Genomic DNA, 21,551 nt, shown 5'->3' with positions numbered 1-21,551 from the left:
GTTTTGCGGGGGGATTACCCGAACCGCTATTGGAAATTACACGCCGTTCCTAGCGGATTTAATGTCAAGAAGATTGATCTGGTCAATCTTATCTTTGTGGATCACGATGGTCAGCTTCGCGGGATACTTGAATCGCATTTCGCTGATCCTGAACGTCCACAGCATTATCTTCAGGAGATCCTCGTCGGAAATGTTCTTGTGTCCTTTGATTCGCGTGATTCCCGAACCGAAGATTGTGGTCGATACGCTTTGCTGGGCGTAGACGTTGTTTACCTTGTCCCAGAAATTGATGAGAAACTCAAGGTACTCCGGCATCGTTAGCAGCGCCTTGTTGTTCTCGTCGAACTTGGAGAACGCGGTCAGGAGGTAGTCCTTGTACAGGCAGATCGTGCCTATCTGATATCTTTTCTTCTTCCCCTGTTTCCTGGCCTCGTTCTCATCCAGCACTTCGCTGATATCAAAAGCGTATTCCTCGATGTGGCGGTCCAGTTCGGAGAGTGGGACGCCGAGATGCTTCTGGATGAAAACGCCGTTGAGGGAAGTCTCGCCAATTATCTTGTTATCAACCTGCGTGTCGAAATACTCATTGAAGGCGATTGCCTTCAATCCAGGCTGCTGGAAAATGTCTCCAGTCTTGATCGCGACATCGCTGCCCTCGACATTGATGTCGATACTATTCAGGTTGTTCGACCAGAGCCATATCACCAAGTAGGTGAGCGCCAGTATTACTAAGAAGGCCAAGCCAGCCTTCAGCTTCCACTCGGTAGGGACGTCAACAAAAATAACTACGAATGACAGCGTACCGCTGATGACAGCGGTGATCTCAAGGAATTTCTTGATGACCCGCCTGTCAAAAAAGTTGACCTTCGCCATGACGTGGATCATTCGCTCCGATATGTCGATTGATTATGGGTTGTACCTGTAGATGCCTGGGGCCTTCATGCTCCCAACCATGAACTCGCCGTCCTGCAAGGATTTTTTTATGAGTTCCTTGTTCATTGGGACATGAAGCGTAGGGATTTTGCTCATCGAATCCCGGAATACGGGAAGATTTCCCCACAGGTTCTTGACCGCCTGCTTCAATGATCCACCGACCAGCAGGCTTTCCTTGGTGGCATATTCAGGGTAGACGACGATGACGGGTAGCCCCTGGTCGTTGATCCCGTAGTCGATTTCTTCTCGAAGGGCACGGGAATTCGTCGTGATCGAACTCAAGATGAGGATGATGTTCTTCGAGTTCCGAAGGCGCTCCCTGAGTCTCGGCTTCAGGGTGTATTCCCAATCGCTGCCGTCGCGGACGCTGTAAGTTTTGTCGTGCGAATCGACAAAGGGGAACGTCGCATCAGCGCCTTTCCACATCCGCAGGGTGTTGTAGTATTGAAAATCTTTTGTCGCATTGGCACCCAGCGAGCTGGGATGGAATGGCTCCGCAACGTAGAAGGCGGTGTAGTTTCCATTTCGATATGCCATGGCGCTTCTCAATCTCCGTCTGAATTCAATACCGCCTCAAGTTCCTGGCGAACCTGCGCCAGCAACTCGTCGGCCTTGCGCGTGCTGTCGCCTGCGTAAGCCAGCGTCAGCAGCGTGAGCGGGTGGATCTCCATCACCTCGCACAGCTCGGCCAGTTTGTTCAAGGTCGGGCTTTTAAGGTCGCGCTCCAGGGTACTCATATAGGTGCGGCTCGACACGTCCGAAAACGCTTCTTGGCTCAAGCCACGCGCTTTCCTGACTGTCTTCAAAGCCTTCGCCAATGAGTACCGAGCCGCCACCTATGGTTCCCCTGAAAAACCAAGATGACAACTCATTGCGCTCTATAGGGCTACAATCTATAGTGTTCATTGTTGTTCTCCGCTTTCGTGCCTTTACGGAAATCCGTATCGACGGGTTCCAGCAAAGCCACAGAACCGCATCCGTGCTTGCGCACGAAGGCGTACATCCGTTTTCGCGGTTCTGCGCTTCGACGTGGAACAGCATTTGTGCATCATTGGATTTGTGGGATTGCCGACCATGCCCCAGTCACTCACCACCGCCCCGGAGCGCGCGCAACTGCTCGCCAACGGCGCGGCCCGTGCCGCTGGCCGGGCCATCGACCCGGTGCCCGTGGTGCGCCTGTTCACGCCGGACGCGCACGTGACCTGGCTGCTGGCCGCGCTCGACCCCGTCGATGGCGATACCGCCTGGGGCCTCATCGACCTGGGGATCGGGATGCCGGCGCAAGGCACCTTCAAGCTGTCCGAGCTGGCCGGCATCGTCGGGCCACGCAAGCAGCCCGTGATGCGCGATCTCTATTTCCAGCCCACGCGCACACTGTCGGAATACACCTGCTTGGCCGAGCAAGACGGGGCTATCCCGGACTGAGCACAGCCCACTGTGACTTTTTCAGTCTGGTGTCATACCGGGCAGGTCTCAATCAGCATTCTTGCGGCGCAGCCGCACCAGTCTGATCCAAATAGACATGATGCCCGACGCGGGCTACGGCAGGCTGGTCTGTACGGCGCCCCACCTCGGGGCGTTGCCGCCGCAGCATTGAGACAACTACCGCAACGCATCGGAGCCAATCGGTCTTGACAGTCCCAACTATCTTTTTTCCCCATGACGTTCTGATGATGGCGATGTAGCGCTAGCCCTGCCGTGGCGGCCTGTCCTGTTCGCAGGGAGGTTGCGCCATGGTCGATCCCCATCACGTCGCGCATTGGTATCCGACTGCCGCTTACCTGTACGTCCTTTGGCTGGATACGCTCGCGCTCGCCTGGGAGTACCTGCGCAGGCATCCCGACTACCGGCTTGACTGGCTGCGCCGTCATCGCCGGCCTGAAGCAGCGCATCGCTGGGGCTTGCGCCTGCTGGAAGACCCTGCCTTGGATGCGCGTGACGCGCATCCCGCTTGGCTGCCTGGTCATGCGGCCGTGGTGCAGCTCTATCCCGATGCCGACCCGCCGCAGGATGCCGCCACCTTCGCGTTCTGGTGCATCCCCGGCCACAAGCAACTTCTCCACGACGGCAAGGGGCTGGCGCTGATCGCGCGCAGCCCAGGCCATTGCCTGCGCTTCGCGTTGGCGTCCGCCCTGGAAGACGGCATGGCCGTGGCCTATGCCCATCGCGGCGGCGCTGCCGCGAATGCGCGTCGCCATACGCACGGCCCAGCCTTGGCCGACGCCAAGCCCAGGCCAACACCTGCCGCGCTGCTGGAGCTGCACACCTTGCAGGCGCTCGACGCGACCCTGGCGGGCGCATCCTTGCGCGATGTCGGCGAAGGGCTGTTCGGTGCCGAGGCCGTGGCCGATTGGTACAGCGATGGCGGCCTGCGCTCCAAGGTGCGCCGCCTGGTGCGGCGCGGCGATGCGCTGATGCGCGGCGGCTATCGCCGATTAGCACAGCTTCCGCCGCTTGAGAAGGGTCGTTTTGATGCGGACGCAAAACGGCCCTGATCGGAAACCTCTCGCTTCTTGAGACTGCCTCCATCCGGTCGCGCTGTGTGGCCGGGCGTTTTCAAACGATGGAGGTTCACACCATGCGTCCCGCTCCTTTGCGGCCTGCCGCCACTGTCTCGACCGCTGCCGCGCAACCTCAACGCTATCTCACCAACGACGAAGCCGCCGAGTACCTACGCCTATCGCCGCGCACGCTGGAAAAGCAGCGCGTGATTGGCGGTGGCCCGCGCTTTCGCAAGTTCGGCCGCCGTGTCATGTACGCCGTGGCCGACCTCGATGCCTGGGCTGCCGACCGCAGCTTCGAGACGACCTCCGATCCCGAATACGCCGAGCACCACTTGGCCGACAGCCGTGCGCGCTGATCGGCGGCGCGCGGCAGGCCATCGCCATGTCCAGCACCGCGCTGCCGTCTCGGCAGCGGCCGTTGCAGGAGCGCGAACAGCTCGACCTGTTCCGCGCCTTGCCCGGCGACATGGCGCCGCGCGACAGCCAGGACTTGATGGCCTATCCGTTCTTCTCGCTCGGCAAGTCCAAGCGGGTCAAGCCCATCGACTTCCGTGCGGGCAACGTGACGATCCGCGTGGAGGGCACGGCCGAACACGGCATCGCCACGATCTGGGATGCGGACGTGCTGATCTGGGCTGCCTCGCAGATCGTGGAGGCGAAGGACGCGGGCCTGCGGCCCTCGCGGCTGATGCGCGCCACGCCCTACGAGATCCTGCGCTTCATCGGGCGCGGCAAGTCGCTGCGCGACTACCAGCGCCTCAAAGCGGCCTTGGATCGGCTGCAATCGACCACGGTGGCCACGTCCATCCGCGAGACGACCGGGCGGCGCCTGCATCGCTTCTCGTGGATCAACGAATGGAAGGAACTGGCCGATGCCAACGGCACGCCGCTGGGCATCGAGCTGATCCTGCCGGACTGGTTCTACGCCGGCGTGCTCGACGCCGCCCTGGTGCTGACCATCGACCCGGCGTATTTCCGGCTGACCGGCGGCATCGAGCGGTGGCTGTACCGCCTGGTGCGCAAGCACGGCGGCAAGCAGGAATACGGCTGGCAATTCGACTTCCGCTACCTGCACCAGAAGTCCGGCAGCACTGCGAAGCCCTACGACTTCGCCTGCGACCTGCGCGCGCTGGTCGCGCGGCAGTCGCTGCCCGGCTACGTCCTGGGCATCGAGAGGATGCCGGACAACGGCATGGAACTGCTGACGTTCCGGCCCGTGCCGCATACGGCACGGGGATAACTCCGGGAGAGCCTGTGAATGGTGTCGTGCTATCAGGCGTGCGGGGTATCGTGCTATCGGGCGTGGGACTATCGTGCTATCAGGCGTGCCGATCGGCCGCAAACCCGCACCAGCACTGGGTTTCCCCGCCCTCTAACTTCCCTAACTTAATTTCTCTAACTTTTAGTAGAGAAACGCCGCTGCGGTGGACAACCACCACGCGGCCGCAAACGCCGCGACAACAGCCGGGCTTTCCAGCAGGGAGGGCCAGGTCATGATCGTCGCGCTGCTCAACCAGAAAGGCGGCGTGGGCAAGACCACGCTTGCTACGCACATCGCCGGCGAGCTGGCGATGCGCGGCCAGCATGTCGTGCTGCTGGACGCCGACCCGCAGGGTTCATCGCTGGACTGGACGCAGCGCAGAAGCCAGCAAGGCTTGCCACGGCTGTTCAGCGCCGTCGGCCTCGCACGCGAAACGCTGCATCAGGAAGCGCCAGAACTCGCCAGGCGGGCAGATCACGTCGTCATCGATGGGCCGCCGCGCATCGCCGCCTTGGCGCGCTCCGCGCTGCTGGCGGCTGAGCGCGTGCTGATCCCGGTGCAGCCCAGTCCCTACGACCTCTGGGCTTCAGCTGAAATGGTGGCGCTGATCCGCGAGGCGCAGGTGTTCCGGCCGGCGCTGCGCGCGGCCTTCGTCATCAACCGGCGCGTCAGTACCACCGTGATCGGGCGCGAAGCGCGCCAGGCGCTCGCAGACCAGCCGCTTCCTGCGCTGCGCGCGGAAGTGCATCAACGCATCGTGTTCGCCGACAGCGTGGCCGCTGGCCGGCTTGCACGCGAGACGGCGCCGAACAGCGCCGCCGCCCGCGAGATCACGGCGCTGGTGGACGAATTGCTGCGGTGGCCGTCATGACAGAGAAGCCGCCACCGAACAGCAAGCGCAATGCCAAGCGCGTCGGCATCGGCGCGCGTCCGCCCGCGAATCCACACGCCGAGGCGTGGATTCGTCAGGGCGACGCCGATGCGCTCAACAAGGGCGACCTGTACACCGCACGTCTGACCCTCGACATCACGCCCGCCATGCGGGCGCGCATCAAGGTGTCGGCCTTCACGCAGGGCGTGACCGTTGCCGATCTGTTGCGCGGGCTGCTGGAGCGAGAGTTTCCAGAACACCGCAGGGAGAGCACACCATGAACGCATCCGCTTCGCCTGCCGCTGGCGCGGCCACGGCTGCGCTCGCAGCACCTTCCGGCCAGCCTGCCAACGCGCCGCTGACGCGCGTGGCGCTGGCCTACATCGAACCACGCTTCAAGCTCTATCTGCGCTTCGGTGAACCCGCGCGCACGCTCCAGCTCGACCGCTGGCGGCGTTGCGCGGTGTTCCTGCCGGGCGCCGTGTTTTGCCGCATCCGCTGGCAGGCCAACGACTACGGCACCGTGCGCTGGCAGCTCATGGTCATGCAGGCTTGCACGCCGCTGGACGCGGCGCAGCGCATCCCCGGCGTGCAGCCGGGCGCGCGCCTGCTGCTGCACGCCGAGGGAGAAAATCAGGTGCGCGCCATGCTGGAACGCATCGACGCCATCGAGGCGCTGGGCATCGCACCTGTCGGTGCCTCGCCCGCGTACTGGCGCACGCTCGCCAACCGGCTTGCTGCGCGCCTGCCGCTGCCGGAGTACACCGCCGAGCGGCACGCCGCCTGGCTCGCAGGGAGGGCGCTGCCATGACCGCCGCTTGTGCTGCCGACACCGCGCCGCATCCTCGCTCGCGCCTGCGCACTCGTATCGTGCTGGCGGGCCTGTCCGCCTGCGGCCTCGCTGCGCTGGCCTGGGCATCCTTCGTGCATCCGCTGCCGCGCCTGATCTACAACCCGTCCGACAGTGTGGCGATCGGCTGGTATCGCGTCGATCCGCTGGGCCACGGTGCCGGCTCGCTGCCACGTCCGTTGTCCGTAGGCAGCATCGTCCTGACCACGATGCCGGCAGATGCCGCCGCGCTGGCTGCGCAGCGCGGCTACCTGCCGGCTCACGTACCGCTGCTCAAGCGCGTGGGCGCCATCGCGCCGCAGGAGGTGTGCATCACCGGCCGCATCGTCCGCATCGACGGCGTGCCTTCGGCCGCCGTGCTGCCCGCTGACCGTTGGGGCCGGCCGCTGCCATCCTGGCAGCAATGCCGTCGCCTTCAACCCGGCGAACTGTTCCTGTTCAGTGTGACCAACCCGGCGTCGTTCGACAGCAGGTACTTCGGGCCGGTCAGCGCGTCCGCCGTGATCGGCATCGCGCATCCAATCTGGCTGGAGGCCCGTCCATGATGGCGGCCGATTCGCTGCACGTTGCCGTGCATCTCATCGTGCCATCGGGCGTGCCGATCCGTTGGCTTTCCGCATGTCGTCGCGCGTGCAGTGCGGGCGCATCCGCGCTGCACTTCGCGCTGCCTTCCCATGTGCAGGCGTCTTGCCTCGAACGCGCCTGGCCTGTGGCCGTCGCCGCGTTCGCAGGCGCGCTGGCTGCCCACGCAGCAGCACCGCCGGGCCGCCGCTGCCCGGAGCGCCAGCGAGGGGCAAAGGCGGAAGGCAAGACAAAAGGACGCGGCACCGGGCCGCGTCGAAAGCCAGTCTGCACGTGGGGTTGGCGCAGCACGGCGCGGCTTCGCTGCCGTGCTGCTTGTGGCGCGAAGCTCGCGCCAATGCAGGCATGTCTGCGTGCTTCGCACGACAGGACACGCCGTAACTTGCAGGGAGCACAGCCATGACCGACCGCCGCGACGACGATTTCCGCATCCGCCCCAGCGCCCCGAAGAATCGGGGCCAGGGCTTCGTCTCCAAGGTGCTCAAGCAGGCAGACAAGGCCAGCGCCGGCAAGTCCTCGGTGCGCCGTTCGGCGTCGGCGCATGGCACCGGCCAGCGGCCCGGCTCGCGCCTGGGGCGCGGCCACACGGCGGCGCGCTTCGCGGGGGCGAAGCTGATGCCCATGTCGCGGCGCGTGACCATCAAAACGCTGCTGGTCAACCAGCGCCAGGCCAGCCCGCAGTCGCTCGCCAAGCACCTGCGCTACATCGAACGCGACGGTGTGGGCCGCGATGGCGAGCCGGGCCAAGCCTACGGGCCGCAAACCGATGCCGCCGACCTCGACGCCTTCAAGGAACGCTGCGCCGACGACCGGCACCATTTCCGCTTCATCCTCTCGCCCGAGGATGGCGCGGAGCTGGAAGACCTGCGCACCTACACGCGGCACCTCATGGGCCGCATGGAGGCCGACCTGGGCACGGGCCTCGATTGGGTGGCGGTCAACCACTGGAACACCGACAACCCGCACACGCACATCGTCGTGCGCGGGCGCGACGACACCGGCAAAGACCTCATCATCGCGGGCGATTACATCGCCGATGGCTTCCGCCATCGCGCCGCCGAGCTGGCCACCGAATGGCTGGGGCCGCGCACCGAGCTGGAGATCCAGCAGACCTTGCAGCGCGAGGTGGAGCAAGAGCGGTGGACGAGCCTGGATCGCACCCTGCAACGCGAGGCAGGCGAGGGCGGCCGAGTGCAGATCGAACGCTTCAACGAACCGCGGCTGCAATGCCAGCGCCTGCTGCTGATCGGCCGGCTGCAACGCTTGCAGCGCCTGGGCCTGGCCGACGAAATGCAGCCCGGCACCTGGGCCGTCCATGCCGACGCCGAAAAGACCCTGCGCGTCCTGGGCGAGCGTGGCGACATCATCCGCACCATGCAGCGGGCCATGCGCGGCGAGCCGCGCGAGCTGGCGGTGTTCGAGCCGGGAGACGACGGCCGAACCATCCTCGGCCGCGTGGCCGCGAAGGGGCTGGCCGACGAGCTGCGAGACCGGGGCTATCTGGTCATCGACGGGGTGGATGGCAAGGCCCACTACGTCGCGCTCAACGCCCGCGACGAGCTGGCGAACTACCCAGCCGGTGCCGTGGTGGAGGTGAAGGGATCGGCCGACCTGCGCGCCGCCGACAAGAACATCGCCGCACTGGCGAGCGGTGGCCTGTACCGCACCGATCATCACCTCGCCATCGCGCAGGGTCAGGCCGTACCGGGCCGCGATCCGCAGGAAGTCGTCGCGGTCCACGTCCGCCGGCTCGAAGCCCTGCGCCGGGCCGGCATCGTGGAGCGCGTGGCCGAAGGGCTATGGAAGGTGCCGGACGACCTGGCCGAGCAGGGCCGCCGCTACGACGCGCAGCGCCTGGGCGGCGTGGCCGTTGAACTGAAATCGCACCTGCCCATAGAGCGGCAGGCCCGCGTGATCGGGGCCACCTGGCTTGACCAGCAGTTGATCGGCGGCGGCTCGGGCTTGGGCGACCTGGGCTTTGGCGGCGAGGCCAAACAGGCGATGCAGCAGCGCGCCGACTTCCTGGCCGAACAGGGGCTGGCCGAGCGGCGCGGGCAGCGCGTAATCCTAGCCCGGAATCTGTTGGGCACGCTGCGCAATCGGGAATTGGCGCAGGCCGCCAAGGACATTGCGGCCGAAACCGGCTTGGAGCACCGGCCCGTGTCCGACGGCCAACGCGTGGCTGGCATCTACAGGCGTTCCGTCATGCTCGCTAGCGGGCGCTACGCGATGCTTGATGACGGCATGGGATTCAGCCTGGTGCCGTGGAAGCCGGTGATCGAGCAGCGGTTGGGACAACAACTCGCTGCGACCATTCATAAAGGATCGGCTTCCTGGGAACTCGGAATTCGTCGAGGTATATCTATTGGATAGAAGCTAGTCTTCCGTCAACAGGTGTAGCCATCTCTTGCTAGCGGCTTCCATAGAACTTTTCCACGAACGAGCGACGGTAACTCTGGTGGCAGGCTAGGCAGCTTTGCTGGGTTTTGGAGAAAGCCGCGATGACTGCTTGGCCGTCATTCCGCTGGGCAGCCTCGCCCATGGCGGTCGCGGCGTCATGGACCTGTCCATCAAGACCCCGAAACTTTCCAGCGTCTGCCCCAAGCCAGGCAAGGATGCGCATCTTTTCCGACATGGACGGCTCGGCATGCTTGGCGATTCGTGGTGCTAGCTCGGTGACCAGTGGCCAGTCTTCTTTGGAGATCGCGCCCGTGACGGCTTGCATGTCGCGCCCGAGTCTTTCCATTATGGTACGAAGCGCCATTGGCTTTGCCGCCTCTACGGACTGCGCACCGAGTGCCGCGGCGAAGGTTGCCAAGAGCACGGACAGCGAAAATGTGAAGAACGATCTGGGTTTCAAGGGCTGGTTCACGAATTTCTCCATTGATGTTTTGACGAATGCTTTGGGTCTAACGAATGGTTGCAGGTGCCCTCAAAATTCCAAACTCAGCGCGATCGATCCGAATGCGTGATAGCCCGCCTGCTGGTCGAACTCGCGGGTTCTCCAAACGCGCATCACGGCAAGCCGCACGCCACGTCCAGCAACGATCCATTGGCTGCTGATGCCGAGAGCTGCTTGCGCGACCCAAGGCCGCCGGCTGACATGGTGGCTATTCCGGAACATGTTTCCGTCGAGTGAGAAGTCCCAGGCGACGGCTTTACCCTCCAGGTTCAGGAAGACATGTGCCCCAGGTTTGGGCGCCAGGACCGATTGCGGCGTTGTCGTGCGCAGATCGGCAACACCAGAGGGCGGGCGGTTCTCCGCGCCAGGGCGGATCGGATAGCTGCCGAAGTCGTTCGGTATGTTCCAGCCCGCGCGAAACTCCACGCCGGTACTGGCGGCGGTTTCGATGTTTCCAACCCGCAGGGCATAGCCGCCGATCACGTCGCTGCCCCATCCAGGGCGGACCGCGCCCTCCGTGTACGGCTTGAACTTGCGTTCCATGGCCATCTGAAATGCCGGCTCGTTGCGCAACTGGTTGTCCCAGCCGCGAAAGCGCTCAATGCCGCGTGCCCGATGCACCAGATCCTGGGATTGCTCGGCCAGCGACCAGGGGCCGATCACGCCCAGGGTCAGCTCACGCACGTCAAGGATTTCGTAGCTTGCGGCTTGTGGATGGATGCGGCGATTCCACGCCAAACCCAGGTAGAGCAAACCAGCGTACGGTCGATCATCTGGAATCACATCGGTGCGCGTCTTGTTCTCGGGCGTGTACATGACTTGGCCAAAGCGCACAACGAGGTTTTGCGACGACGAGTGGGCGCCGGCGTCGTGCCAGAAGCCTGGATCAGCCCAGCCGATGAAGCGGGCGTACAAGCCAATCGGCTGGGGCAGGCATTCCGGACGGAGCCCGCCTTGCAGATCGCGTGAGACTGCTGTTAGCGCGACACCGTTGGTGTAGTTGCGATCGGAGCCGGTGAACAAATCGTTCTCCAGACGCAGAGTGCCGCCCCGCCAGCGCAGGGATTGCTCTGGTGAGCAGGAGGGAGGATTTGCAGAGAGCGAGACTTCGGAACCGAAAGCAGCAATCGGGCTGAACAATGCACCCGTAATCAACAAGGCGGCGCACTGCATCGGCTGCCGCACCTTGGTGCCGCGCAGGCTCCAGAGATACCCGTCGATGCCAATCATGTTGCCCCATCGCCTGCCGCCCTGTTGACGTAAAAGCGTTCGAGGGCACTGACGATTTCCTCCGCTTCGTCTACGCAGGTGAACAAGTCGAGATCGGATGGAGAGACATAGCCTTCGTCGAGCAGAAGATCGAAATCAACTACGCGACGCCAGAATGCACGGCCGACCAGCACCACCGGAATACGCTGCATCTTTCCGGTCTGGATCAAGGTGAGCACCTCGAACAGCTCATCGAGCGTTCCATAGCCACCGGGGAATGCCACCAAGCCCTTGGCGTGCAACAAGAAGTGCATCTTGCGCAGCGCGAAATAGTGGAACCTGAACGCCAGGTCCGGGCACATGTAGGGGTTGGGTGCCTGTTCGTGCGGCAGCGTGATGTTGAGGCCAATCGAGCGTGCGCCAACCTCGAAAGCACCGCGGTTGGCGGCCTCCATGATGCCGGGACCACCCCCGGTGACGACGACGAAATCACGTCGGTTCTGCTGCTGAAAACGCGCCGAAATCAGACCCGAGAAACGCCTCGCTTGCTCGTAATGACGTGCCTGTTCGACCCGGCGGTGGGCTCGCGCGAGCTCTTGCCGCAGCCCGGCATTCTCCGCAGTGACGAGCGCCTGACGCTCCAGCGCGCCAAGGCGGGCTTCTGCCGTCTCGGTATCGCTCACGCGTGCGCTGCCGAAGACCACTACCGTCGAGCGGATGCCTTTCTCGTGCAGGATGCGCTCAGGTTTGAGTAGTTCGAGCTGCAGTCGCAGCGGCCGCAGTTCGTCCTGGCCAAGCAGTTCGATGTCTTCGTACGCAAGACGGTACGTTGGCGACTCGCGGATGGCGCGCAGGCGTTCAGCGAGATCTTCGGCGGGCTTCATCACTCGTGCGCCAGAAAGTCCGGCCAGCGCAGCGCATGACCATGCTCGGGCACCGTGACCTGCCAGCCGAGTTGCTGTTGCAGGAGTTCGGCGAAGGCCTGCGCGGCAGACAGTTCCCCATGCACCACGAAGGTTTGCGCCGGTGGGTGAACAAAACCCCGAGCCCAATTCAGCAACGCCTTCTGGTCGGCATGCGCCGAGAGGCCGCCCATGCTGTGGATCGCCGCACGTACCGGGATGTCCTCACCGAAGATGCGTACACGTTCGGCCCCCTCGATCAGGCGCCGGCCAAGCGTCCCCTGCGCCTGGAAGCCGGGAAACAAGATACTGCATTCCCGGCGTGGCAAGTTGTGGCGCAGGTGGTGCCGGATACGTCCCGCATCGCACATGCCACTGGCAGAGATGATGATGGCCCCGGAGCGGATCCGGTTCAGCGCCATGGACTCTTCAGCGCTCGCTGTGAAACTCAGGTATGGGAGGTTCTCGCCGCGCGCGTGCCATCCTGCCAACCGCTTCGCCTGTTCGTCGAACAATTCGAGATGTTCACGCGTGATGCGTGTGGCCTCGGTGGCCATCGGCGAATCGACGAATACCATCGGTTGTCGCAACCGCCCCTCGCAGGTGAGTCGATGCAGGTGGTAAAGGACTTCCTGGGTTCGGCCAACCGCGAAGGCCGGCACGATGACGTTGCCGCCGCTCTCGAAGAGGGTTTTCTCGACGATGCTGATCATCTCCTCTTCGGTTGCCGAGAAATCCTTGTGTTGGCGGTTGCCGTAGGTGGACTCGATGATGAGGATGTCGGCGTCCTCGATGGGTGTCGGGTCGCGAAGGATCGGGCGCCCCGGCTGGCCGAGGTCACCACTGAAAACGAGCTTTGTCGGATAGCCATACTCGGTCACCCAGACTTCGATGATGGCCGACCCAAGAATGTGCCCGGCATCGCGGAAACGGGTGCGCACCCCCACGCGGGGCGCGAACTCCCGGTCGTATTCGATGCCTCGCACCTGCTGCAAGCAGTCGCTGGCATCCTGCAGGGTATACAGGGGTGACAGCGCGGTCTTCTCTTTGAACCGCTTGGCATCCCGCTTCGCATCGCTTTCCTGGATGTGAGCGCTATCGGGCAGCATCACCCCGAGCAGATCAACCGTGGCTGGCGTGGCGTAAATAGGCCCCGTGAATCCTGCGCGCGTGAGTTTTGGCAATAGCCCGCTGTGGTCGATGTGGGCATGGGTCAGGAGCACGAAATCAATCGATGCCGGGTCGAACGGGAATGGCTCATGGTTACGTGCCGCCGCCGTGCGTCCGCCCTGAACCATGCCGCAATCCACCAGGAAGCGTACGTTGAGCGCTTCCACCAAGAAACACGACCCGGTAACTTCGCGCGCAGCGCCCAGAAAATGCAGTTTCATGGGACCTTCACTCCGGATTTTTCTTTTGTATCGGGCAAGTGCCCAGGCCAAGCAGACGGTAGCCCGGACAGCGACCGGCCAGGCCGGTGACGAGGGGCATGATTCCGATGAGCCCCAGCCAGCGCCAGGGTGAGTCCAGCCACAACGGCAGGCTGAGCAGAATCAGCCCGAGGACGATGCGGACAATGCGGTCGACACTTCCAACGTTGATTTGCATGATGGTCTCCTTGTGTTTCGTCAGCGGCTTGAAAACGCGACGGGGGCGGCAGCGCCCCGCGGCGGATGGATTGCGGTTGATGGCGCGGTGGATGTGTCCCAGCCACCGCCAAGGGCCTTGTAGAGCGCCACCAATTGCACGGCCGCGTTGGCATGGGCCCGCGCGGCTGCGGTTTCGGCCTCGTGCAGGCTGCGCTGGGCGGCCAGCAGCTCGACCAGGGCGATGTCGCCCGCGGCGTAGCGAGCTTTGGCGTGGCCGTAGCTGGTGCGTGCGGCATCCAGTGACATGCCACGGCGCTCAAGCGTGTCCAGTCCGCCGTGGTAGTCGCCCAGGGCGCGCTCGGCGTCGCCCAGCGCCGTCAGCACGGCCTGCTCATAGGCCAGCGCGGCCTGTCGCTCGGCCGCCTCGCGTGCCCGAATTTCGGCTCGCACACGGCCACCGTCGAACAGGCGCCAGGAAATCAGCGGCAGGATGGAAAAACGCGAGCTGGATGCATCGAACCAATCGCCCGTACTGAGCGCTTGGAACCCGCCGCCGACACCGATGGAGAGTTTGGGGAACAACTCGGCCGTGGCCACGCCGATGTCGGCGGAACTCGCTGCCAGGCGACGTTCCGCAGCCAGCACGTCCGGGCGCCGGCGCAGCATCTCTGCGCGCTCGCCCACCGGCAGCGCCCGCAGCGTGCTCGGCGTCAAGGGGCCATCCAGCAGTGCCAGCTCCCGCTCCGGCGGCGCGCCCAGCAGCACGCCCAGGCTGAGTATCGCGGCGCGCTGACGCGCCTGGATATCCGGGATGAGCGCGTTGACTGCTGTCCATTGGGCGTACGCCGCCTCCACGTCGGCGGCCGACGCGTCGCCCAGCGCATGCCGCAGGCGCACCAATTCCAAGGTCTGCTGCAGCGTATCCAGTGTGGCCTGTTGTGCGTGCAACTCGTAGCGGGCGCCGACGGCGGTGAACCAAGTGCGTGCGACCTCGGCCACGATGCGCATGCGTATGCCCTGCGCCTCGGCTTCGGTCGCCTGCAGGCGGGCGCTGGCGCCTTCCAGCGCCCGCCGCTTGGCCCCGAACAAGTCGGCCTCCCAGGCCGCGTCGAAGCCCGCGTCGTAGATGGTCTGCGTGGCGTCAAGGCCGGGGATCGAACCTACGGGCAGGGGTCCGTTCTCGCTTTGACGGCGCCGGTTGACGCTCGCGCCAGCGGCGGCGGTGGGCAATGCCTCGCCGGCCACACGATCGCGCAGGGCGCGTGCCTCATCGATGCGTGCCGCAGCGTGGCGCAGATCCAGGTTCTGTGCCAGCGCCGTGGCCATCAGGCGATCGAGGATGGGATCGTCCAGTGCAGACCACCATTGGCTCAAGTCTGCGGACTGGGATTCGCTTGCCAACGGCAAGCTCCAGCCGCTGCCGACGTCGACCGGCGGCGGCTCGCGGTAGTCGGGGCCCACGCTTGCGCAGGCAGTCAGCAGCACGCAGGACAGGGCCAGCACGAGCGGACGCGCGCGCCCAGGGGTCAGGCCGGTGACGGTTGCGCGAAGAAAGGGAGTGCGGGGCTTGGATTTCATTGCAGGCGTCCTCGGACGAATACGGTGGCCATGGTCAGCGTGGCGAGGGCGATGACCGCCAGCGGCCACAGGCTGGCGAGAATGTCACCGGGCGGCATGGCCTTGAGAAAGCTGCCTTCGACGATGATGAGGAAATGGGTCAGTGGGATGGCCTGAGCCAGCCATTGCAGGACGACAGGCATGTTTTCCACAGGCGTCGCAAAGCCGGACATCAGCACCGCCGGCACGCCGATGGCGAACGCTCCCAGGATGGCCTGCTGCTGCGTCATGCTGACCGCGGAAATCATCAGACCGATGCCGACCACCGAGGCGATGAACAGCACCAGGCTGGCAAGCAGAAGTGCGAACGAGCCGGTAAATGGAATGCCGAACAGGAACACGCCTGCGCTGATCATGAACAAACCCAGCAGCGTGCCGATCGCCAGCGCCGGCAGCGACTTGGAGATGATGATCTCGGGCGTCGAGGTGGGCGACACCAGCAACTGGTCGAAGGTGCCAAGCTCGCGTTCGCGTGCAATCGACAGCGAGGTGATGAGCAGCGCGCTGAACAGCGCCAGGATGCCCGTCAGGCCGGGCACGATGAACCAGCGGTAGACCAGATTCGGGTTGAACCAGTGGCGCACGACCACGGGCGTTGGTGCCTGGGCGTCGGGCACGACCTCGGCGCCGACATCGGCGGCGATTGTGGACAGATAGGCCACGGTGATCTGCCCGGAGTTGCTGCGCCGGCCATCGACCAGTACCTGCGCGCGGCCACTTTCGCCGGCGGCGATGGAGCGCGAGAAATCCACCGGGATGGCGAGCGCGGCGATCACCTCGCCACGGTCGATCAGCTCGTGGAGTTGCTGTTGGCTGTCGACATGCCGGACGTGGGTGATGAAGCGGGCGCTGTCCAGGCGCTGTACCAACTCGTGCGACCAGCGCCCCGCATCCTGATCGTAGACGGCGATATCGACGTTGCGCACTTCCAGCGTCGCGGCAAAGGCGAACACCAGCAACTGCAGGATCGGCGGCACGAACACCACCATGCGGCTGCGCGGGTCGCGCAGGACGCTGAGCACTTCCTTGATGAACTGGGCGCGCAGGCGGGTGAACGAGAATGCGGAAGTCAACATCGCGTCACTCCAGGTTCTTGCGCGTGGCGCGCTTGGCGATCACGAAGAACAGCCCCCCGATCGCCGCCATGGCCGCCAGGTTGGGCAGGAACACGGCCCAGATGTCGCCGGCCAGGAACACCGTCTTCAGCGAATCGACGAAGTAGCGCGCCGGCACCACCAAGGTGATGGCGCGGATCGGTGCCGGCATGGCGTCGATCTCGTACAGAAAGCCCGACAACATGAAGGCCGGCAGGAAGCCCGTGAACAGCGCGATCTGCGCTGCCAGGAACTGGTTGCGTGCCAAGGAGGAAATCAGCAGACCCTGACCCAGCGCCGGCACCATGAACACCGCCGACAGCAGCAGCAGCGCCGCCAGCGAGCCCCGCATCGGGACCCCGAACACGAACACCGCCAGCGCCGCCGCACCCAGCGTGGACAGCATGCCGAGCACGAAGTACGGCAGCAGCTTGCCGATCAGGATTTCGGCCACCGAGGCCGGCGTGGACAGCACCGCCTCCATGGTGCCGCGCTCCCATTCACGCGCCACCACCAGTGCAGTCAGCATGGTGCCGATGATGGTCATGACGATGGCGATGGCACCGGGAATCAGTGCGCGGCGGCTTTCCAGCTCGGGGTTGAACCAGTAGCGCGGTTCCAGCATGACGGCCTGCGCTGGTGCTCCGACGTCCAGTCCGGCACGCCAGGACTGGACCACGCCGCGGGCGTAGTTCTCGACGTAGTTGGCGGTATTGGGGTAGGAGCCGTCGGTGACGATCTGCACCAGCGGCTCGCTGCCACGCTGGGCCAGCCGCTGCTCGAAATCCTGCGGGATCACCACGTAGCCGCGCAGGTCGCCTGAGACCAGCTGGTCGGCCACTTCGCGCCGGTCATGGGCGAAGTGGGCATCCAGGAACTTTGTGCCGGCAAAGGCCGCCGCAAGCTCCTGCGCTGCAGCGCCGGGCGACTCCAGCACCACGCCGACGCGGACATCCTTCGCATCCAGCGACACCGCATAGGCGAACAGCAGCAGCAACACCACCGGCAGCACGAACGCGATCAGCAGCGTCGAGGGGTCGCGCAGCGCCTGGTAGCTTTCCTTGGTGACCAGGGCGATCAAGCGCCGCAGATCAAAATGGCGCAGGTCGGTCTGCTGTGGTCCATTCCCGTCCTTGTGCTTTGTGGTGCCGTTCATGTGGCGGCCTCCAGCTCGCGGTCCGCCGACTCCACCAGGTGAATGAAGGCGTCCTCCATCGTCGGGTCGGGTCGTTCGGGGCTGACCGCCGAACGTTTGAGCGCGTCGGGCGTATCCAGCGCAATCAGTTGCGCACGCGAGAGCATGGCCACGCGGTCGCAGTATTCGGCCTCGTCCATGAAGTGGGTGGTGACCATGATGGTCACGCCCTTGCGGGCCAGTCCGTTGATGTGGGTCCAGAATTCGCGCCGGGTGATCGGGTCCACGCCCGAAGTGGGTTCATCTAGGAACAGCACGGGCGGCCGGTGCATCAGCGAACAAGCCAATGCCAGGCGCTGCTTGTGGCCCAGCGGCAGGGAATCGGGCGTGGCGGACAGCCAGTCGCCCAGATCGAAGGTTTCGATCATCTCGGCAATGCGCTCGCGCCGGGTGTTGCCTTCCAGTCCGTAGACGCCGGCCGAGAATTCCAGGTTCTGCTGCACCGAGAGCAGGCCGTAGAGCGAAAACTTCTGCGCCATGTAGCCGAGCCGGCTCTTGGCTGCGCCGGTGGCGCGGCGCAGATCATGGCCCACCACATGCGCTTCGCCAGCAGTTGGTTTCATCAGGCCGCACAACATCTTGAAGGTGGTGGACTTGCCGGCGCCGTTAGGGCCGAGCAGGCCGAAGATTTCGCCCTTTTGCACCTCGAAGCTGACCTTGTCGGTGGCGGTGAACTCGCCGAAGCGCTTGGTGAGGTTTCGGCACGACACGGCAATGTCGGAACCCAGCTCAACCGGCGGCAGACGCTCGGCCAGCGTCGAAGTGCCGCCGGGGCCGCCACCGAGCAGATCGATGAAGGCGTCTTCGAAGCGCGCGGGCACCTGCGCCAGCTCCACTCGCGCCTGATCGGACAGGGCCTGGAGCTGCTCCGCTTGAGCGCCCTCGCGCAACACCACGCGCACGCCGGCGCCCTGGATCACGCCATCGCTCACGCTGGGCAGGTCGAGTGCCTGGGTCAGGACCGCTCGGCGCTCGGCACCGACGTCTTCCAGACGGAAACTGCGGCCTTCGAGCTGCGCGGTCAGCTCCTGCGGCGGGCCATCGAACAGGAGCTTCCCTTGGTTCAGCAGCAGCACGCTCTCGCAGCGCTCGGCTTCGTCGAGATAGGCGGTGGACCAGACCACGGCCATGCCTTCATCGGTCAGCGCCTGCACCATGCGCCACAAGTCCTGGCGGCTGACCGGGTCGACACCCACGCCCGGCTCGTCCAGCAGCAGCACCTTCGGCCGCGCCATGAGCGCACAGGCAAGGCCCAGCTTCTGCTTCATGCCGCCGGAGAGCTTGCCGGCCAGGCGTTTGGTGAAGGGTCCGAGCCGCGTGAAGTCCAGCAGCTCGGCAAACAGATCGGCGTTGCGGTCCGCATCCATGCCGCGCAACTGCGCATACAGGCGCATGTTCTCCATCACCGACAGGTCTTCGTACAGGCCAAAGCGTTGCGGCATGTAGCCACTGGCGACATGAATGGCGTCGTTGTCCTTGACCACGTCATAGCCTGCCAAGGTGACGTGGCCGGCGTTCGGCACCAGGAGGCCGGTCAGAATCCGCATCAGCGTCGTCTTGCCGGCGCCGTCGGGGCCGACCAGACCCGTCAGCCGTCCATAGTGGATGCGCGCGCTCAAGCCCCGCAGCGCCTTTACGTCGCCGAAATGCTTGTCCACGTCTTCGATGACGATGGCAGCGTCTTCGCCCGCACCCGCAGGCACGGCGGCGATAGCAGGGCTTGCCTGCATTTCAACGCTCCCCCGCCGGGATACGGGTGCCGGCTTTCGCATCGACCTCGATCGTCACCGGCATGCCCTGGCGCAAGGCACTGTCGCTGTCGGCTTCGTCGATGACGATGCGCAGGCGGTAGACCAGATCCGTGCGCAAATCCGTCGTCTCCACCGTCTTGGGGGTGAACTCGGCGCGCGGCGAGATGAAGCCGATCTGGCCGCGATAGACCTTCTCTGATGAATCGCTTTTGACGCGCACCACAGTACCGGGCGCGATGCGCCCCAAGTCCGACTCGCCCACGTAGGCGCGCACGTAAACCGGCTTGTCCAGGCTCAGGCTGTAGACCGCGCTCTGGCTTGCGACCATGCTGCCGGGCTCCCGCACTCGTGCGATGACGGTGCCGCTACTGGGCGCCATCAACTCGGTGTCCGCCAAGGCTGTCGTGGCTTGCGCTGCGGCAGCCTGTGCGGCCGCAAGGCGAGCTTCTGCCGCGGCGATGTCTTCCTTGCGAAAACCTTCGGATGCTTGCGACAGGGCCGCCTTGGCCGCTTCGACGCCAGCGGCTGCCTGGTCGCGCGCCGTGCGGGCTGCATCGACCGTGCGCTGGCTGCTGGCGCCCGATGCCAGCAGGCCACTCTGGCGCTGGAAATTGCGCTCGGTCTCGGTGGCGAGCGCCTGGGCCTGCCTGAGGGCTTCGCGCGCCTGGGTGATTTCCTGCGGTCGCAGGCCGCGGCGCAGCTTGGCCAGTTCCGCCTGCGCCACCTGCACCTGGGCCTGTGCTGCCGCAAGTGCTTCCCGATAGGGTTGCGCGTCAAGCGCCGCCAGGCGCGCGCCCGCGCTGACGGCATCGCCCTCATCGAAAGCCATTTGCATCACGCGCCCGGGCTGACGGAAGGCCAGTTGCACCTCGCGGATGTCGACGTTGCCGTAGAGGCGCAATGCATCTTGTTGTCCATGGTCGCGCGACAACCAGAACGCCAGTGCGCCGCCAAGAGCGAGCACGACGACGGCGATCACGACCCAACGGGTTTTCTTGAAGAGGAGGTTTGGAGTTTTCATCGATGGGTTTCCGCTGGATAAAGGTGCTCAGTGCTCGCGTGCGACCGGCGCATTCGCCGCTGACCGGCGCCAGGCGATGGCCGCTATGCCAGCCCACACCAACGTGCGCAGCGTCATGGCGACCACCGTGCGTCGCTCCCAGGCGCCACCCAGAGCCACATGCACTCCGAAAGCCAGGAACACGAGTGCGGTCGCCACCGTGATGACAATCGCTAACCACGCGGCCCAGCGCCGGCGCATCCACAAGCCGACGCCGGCGACGATGTAGGCGAACCCGGCCAGAAAGTTGAACCAGAGCACGAAAGGCACATAGTGGCCGGCAGCCTGGCGCGCCGCGCCGTCGACAAACAGGACTGCGCCGCCTTCCCAGATAGTCATCAGGCCAAAACCGATCGCAATCAAGGAGACCACGCGCATCCAGATCGCGCATCCGCTGTGTGCCGTCATGTTCGTTGCTCCCGATTTGTGGAAGGGTTTGGAGGTCGCAGTCGCGCTTGCGGAGAAGACAGGTGTTTCATGTGTTGCTTTCGATGCCACGGCGATAGATGGCAAACACGGCTGGTGCGTCACGGCGGATGCGACTGACCTTGCCCGCCAACAGCGACTGCATGACCAGTCCCTGGATCGTGCCGATGAACAACACGGCGGCGGCATCCACATCCAGTCCCGCATCCAGTTCGCCCTGCGCCTTGCCGGCTTCGAGCAGGCGATGCAACCGCTCGCCGTAGTGATGAATCAAGGTCTGCACCATTCGCTTAGGCAGGGTCTCTCCAGGTCGCTGCAATTCGCCGAAGAGCATCCTCGGCACACCCGGGTGCTCGGACACGAAGTCGATATGCGTCATGAAGACCGCCTCAAGGGCTGCGACCGGGGACGTAGTGCCTTCTGCTGCCTTGTCCACCCGAGCTAGCAGGCGTTCCGTGACCCAGGACATCACCGCCTGCAGGATGGCGTCCTTGGTCGGGAAGTGACGAAACAGCGCCCCCTGGGTCAGCCCCATGCGCTGTGCGATGGCTGTGGTCGTGATGTCGCTGGGGTTCTGCTCGGCGGCCAAGTCGACCACCGCCTCGACTGTGGCCGCGCGCCGCTCATCGGCCGGTAGATGCTTGGGGTGTCCACTCATTGCTTGCGCATCCGAAAGTAAGTAATCTATTACTATCTTATCACCATGCAAGCTTGCCGCAAGAGGGGAAGCGCGAAAAGGAGACCGCAATGGACAGCAGAACCGTGATCTCAGACGACCGGCAACGGTCGATTTCGGGCAGGCGCA

Annotated in this window: 24 protein-coding genes; 9 read left to right on the top strand and 15 right to left on the bottom strand. The window is 64.6% G+C overall.

The genetic code is table 11. The features are described from left to right. Positions 1-36 precede the first annotated feature (36 nt). From ARC78_RS16205 to ARC78_RS16195, 3 genes are read right to left on the bottom strand one after another with little or no spacing between them, the layout of a single operon-like run. Positions 37-873 carry a macro domain-containing protein gene (locus ARC78_RS16205; protein ID WP_024162204.1) on the bottom strand — a complete coding sequence of 279 codons (837 nt, stop codon included), beginning with the start codon at positions 871-873 and terminating at the stop codon, positions 37-39. Positions 874-906: 33 nt separating this feature from the next. Next, on the bottom strand, positions 907-1,470 hold the full coding sequence (locus ARC78_RS16200; RefSeq protein WP_016448843.1) for a TIR domain-containing protein: 564 nt from the start codon (positions 1,468-1,470) through the stop codon (positions 907-909). Between the two features lie 8 nt (positions 1,471-1,478). After that, positions 1,479-1,769, bottom strand: a complete 291-nt coding sequence (locus tag ARC78_RS16195) for a helix-turn-helix domain-containing protein (RefSeq protein ID WP_034399567.1) — start codon at positions 1,767-1,769, stop codon at positions 1,479-1,481. A gap of 238 nt (positions 1,770-2,007) precedes the next feature. Here ARC78_RS16195 and ARC78_RS16190 point away from each other — a divergent pair, with 238 nt between their 5' ends. The 9 genes from ARC78_RS16190 (at position 2,008) to ARC78_RS16150 (ending at position 9,374) form a co-directional block, all read left to right on the top strand. Next, complete coding sequence (locus ARC78_RS16190; protein ID WP_016448841.1) at positions 2,008-2,358, top strand: DUF2958 domain-containing protein; 351 nt, start codon at positions 2,008-2,010, stop codon at positions 2,356-2,358. 308 nt (positions 2,359-2,666) lie between these two features. Next, positions 2,667-3,428, top strand: a complete 762-nt coding sequence (locus tag ARC78_RS16185; protein WP_003294092.1) for a DUF2285 domain-containing protein — start codon at positions 2,667-2,669, stop codon at positions 3,426-3,428. Between the two features lie 83 nt (positions 3,429-3,511). Continuing rightward, positions 3,512-3,793, top strand: a complete 282-nt coding sequence (locus tag ARC78_RS16180) for a helix-turn-helix transcriptional regulator (protein ID WP_003294091.1) — start codon at positions 3,512-3,514, stop codon at positions 3,791-3,793. A gap of 26 nt (positions 3,794-3,819) precedes the next feature. Beyond that, a complete protein-coding gene (locus tag ARC78_RS16175) occupies positions 3,820-4,677 on the top strand; it encodes a replication initiator protein A (protein WP_016448840.1) in 858 nt (285 codons plus the stop codon). Positions 4,678-4,930: 253 nt separating this feature from the next. Further along, the gene (gene parA / locus ARC78_RS16170; protein WP_016448839.1) at positions 4,931-5,569 is read left to right on the top strand and encodes a ParA family partition ATPase; all 639 of its coding nucleotides are present in this window, start codon (positions 4,931-4,933) and stop codon (positions 5,567-5,569) included. After that, entirely contained in the window at positions 5,566-5,850 is a 285-nt protein-coding gene (locus ARC78_RS16165) for a hypothetical protein (RefSeq protein ID WP_016448838.1), read from the top strand. Before parA ends, ARC78_RS16165 begins: the two co-directional genes overlap by 4 nt. Continuing rightward, positions 5,847-6,380, top strand: a complete 534-nt coding sequence (locus ARC78_RS16160; RefSeq protein WP_016448837.1) for a DUF2840 domain-containing protein — start codon at positions 5,847-5,849, stop codon at positions 6,378-6,380. The genes ARC78_RS16165 and ARC78_RS16160 overlap by 4 nt, the downstream gene beginning before the upstream one ends. Continuing rightward, positions 6,377-6,964: a S26 family signal peptidase gene (locus ARC78_RS16155; protein WP_016448836.1), complete on the top strand. Its 588-nt coding sequence runs from the start codon at positions 6,377-6,379 to the stop codon at positions 6,962-6,964. The genes ARC78_RS16160 and ARC78_RS16155 overlap by 4 nt, the downstream gene beginning before the upstream one ends. Before the next feature lie 436 nt (positions 6,965-7,400). After that, complete coding sequence (locus ARC78_RS16150) at positions 7,401-9,374, top strand: relaxase/mobilization nuclease domain-containing protein (RefSeq protein ID WP_016448835.1); 1,974 nt, start codon at positions 7,401-7,403, stop codon at positions 9,372-9,374. 37 nt (positions 9,375-9,411) lie between these two features. On the opposite strand, the gene ARC78_RS16145 is transcribed toward ARC78_RS16150, so the two are convergent. The 12 genes from ARC78_RS16145 to ARC78_RS16090 all read right to left on the bottom strand — a co-directional run bounded on the left by ARC78_RS16145 (position 9,412) and on the right by ARC78_RS16090 (position 21,404). Beyond that, positions 9,412-9,873, bottom strand: coding sequence for a cytochrome c (locus tag ARC78_RS16145; RefSeq protein WP_227468492.1), 462 nt, complete (start codon positions 9,871-9,873; stop codon positions 9,412-9,414). 60 nt (positions 9,874-9,933) lie between these two features. Then, a complete protein-coding gene (locus tag ARC78_RS16140) occupies positions 9,934-11,133 on the bottom strand; it encodes a lipid A deacylase LpxR family protein (protein WP_016448833.1) in 1,200 nt (399 codons plus the stop codon). Continuing rightward, positions 11,130-11,996: an LOG family protein gene (locus ARC78_RS16135; protein WP_054659139.1), complete on the bottom strand. Its 867-nt coding sequence runs from the start codon at positions 11,994-11,996 to the stop codon at positions 11,130-11,132. Before ARC78_RS16135 ends, ARC78_RS16140 begins: the two co-directional genes overlap by 4 nt. Further along, a complete protein-coding gene (locus tag ARC78_RS16130; protein WP_054659141.1) occupies positions 11,996-13,405 on the bottom strand; it encodes an MBL fold metallo-hydrolase RNA specificity domain-containing protein in 1,410 nt (469 codons plus the stop codon). Before ARC78_RS16130 ends, ARC78_RS16135 begins: the two co-directional genes overlap by 1 nt. 7 nt (positions 13,406-13,412) lie before the next feature. Then, entirely contained in the window at positions 13,413-13,622 is a 210-nt protein-coding gene (locus ARC78_RS16125; protein WP_054659143.1) for a YgaP family membrane protein, read from the bottom strand. 20 nt (positions 13,623-13,642) lie between these two features. Beyond that, on the bottom strand, positions 13,643-15,181 hold the full coding sequence (locus tag ARC78_RS16120) for an efflux transporter outer membrane subunit (protein ID WP_057506648.1): 1,539 nt from the start codon (positions 15,179-15,181) through the stop codon (positions 13,643-13,645). Next, positions 15,178-16,296, bottom strand: coding sequence for an ABC transporter permease (locus ARC78_RS16115; protein ID WP_054659622.1), 1,119 nt, complete (start codon positions 16,294-16,296; stop codon positions 15,178-15,180). Before ARC78_RS16115 ends, ARC78_RS16120 begins: the two co-directional genes overlap by 4 nt. Positions 16,297-16,300: 4 nt before the next feature. Next, positions 16,301-17,470 carry an ABC transporter permease gene (locus tag ARC78_RS16110; protein WP_010792191.1) on the bottom strand — a complete coding sequence of 390 codons (1,170 nt, stop codon included), beginning with the start codon at positions 17,468-17,470 and terminating at the stop codon, positions 16,301-16,303. Then, complete coding sequence (locus ARC78_RS16105; RefSeq protein WP_057506647.1) at positions 17,467-19,239, bottom strand: ATP-binding cassette domain-containing protein; 1,773 nt, start codon at positions 19,237-19,239, stop codon at positions 17,467-17,469. The genes ARC78_RS16110 and ARC78_RS16105 overlap by 4 nt, the downstream gene beginning before the upstream one ends. A 1-nt stretch (position 19,240) precedes the next feature. After that, positions 19,241-20,281 (bottom strand): secretion protein HlyD, encoded by a 1,041-nt coding sequence (hlyD, locus tag ARC78_RS16100; protein WP_010792193.1) that lies wholly within the window; start codon positions 20,279-20,281, stop codon positions 19,241-19,243. A 27-nt stretch (positions 20,282-20,308) separates the two neighbouring features. Next, positions 20,309-20,728, bottom strand: coding sequence for a hypothetical protein (locus tag ARC78_RS16095; RefSeq protein ID WP_016448825.1), 420 nt, complete (start codon positions 20,726-20,728; stop codon positions 20,309-20,311). A 67-nt stretch (positions 20,729-20,795) separates the two neighbouring features. Further along, positions 20,796-21,404 carry a TetR/AcrR family transcriptional regulator gene (locus tag ARC78_RS16090; protein ID WP_054659618.1) on the bottom strand — a complete coding sequence of 203 codons (609 nt, stop codon included), beginning with the start codon at positions 21,402-21,404 and terminating at the stop codon, positions 20,796-20,798. Between the last annotated feature and the right edge of the window lie 147 nt (positions 21,405-21,551).

The organism is Stenotrophomonas pictorum JCM 9942, assembly GCF_001431585.1.
Classification (GTDB): domain Bacteria; phylum Pseudomonadota; class Gammaproteobacteria; order Xanthomonadales; family Xanthomonadaceae; genus Stenotrophomonas; species Stenotrophomonas pictorum.
This window is presented reverse-complemented; position numbering and strand designations above follow the sequence as displayed.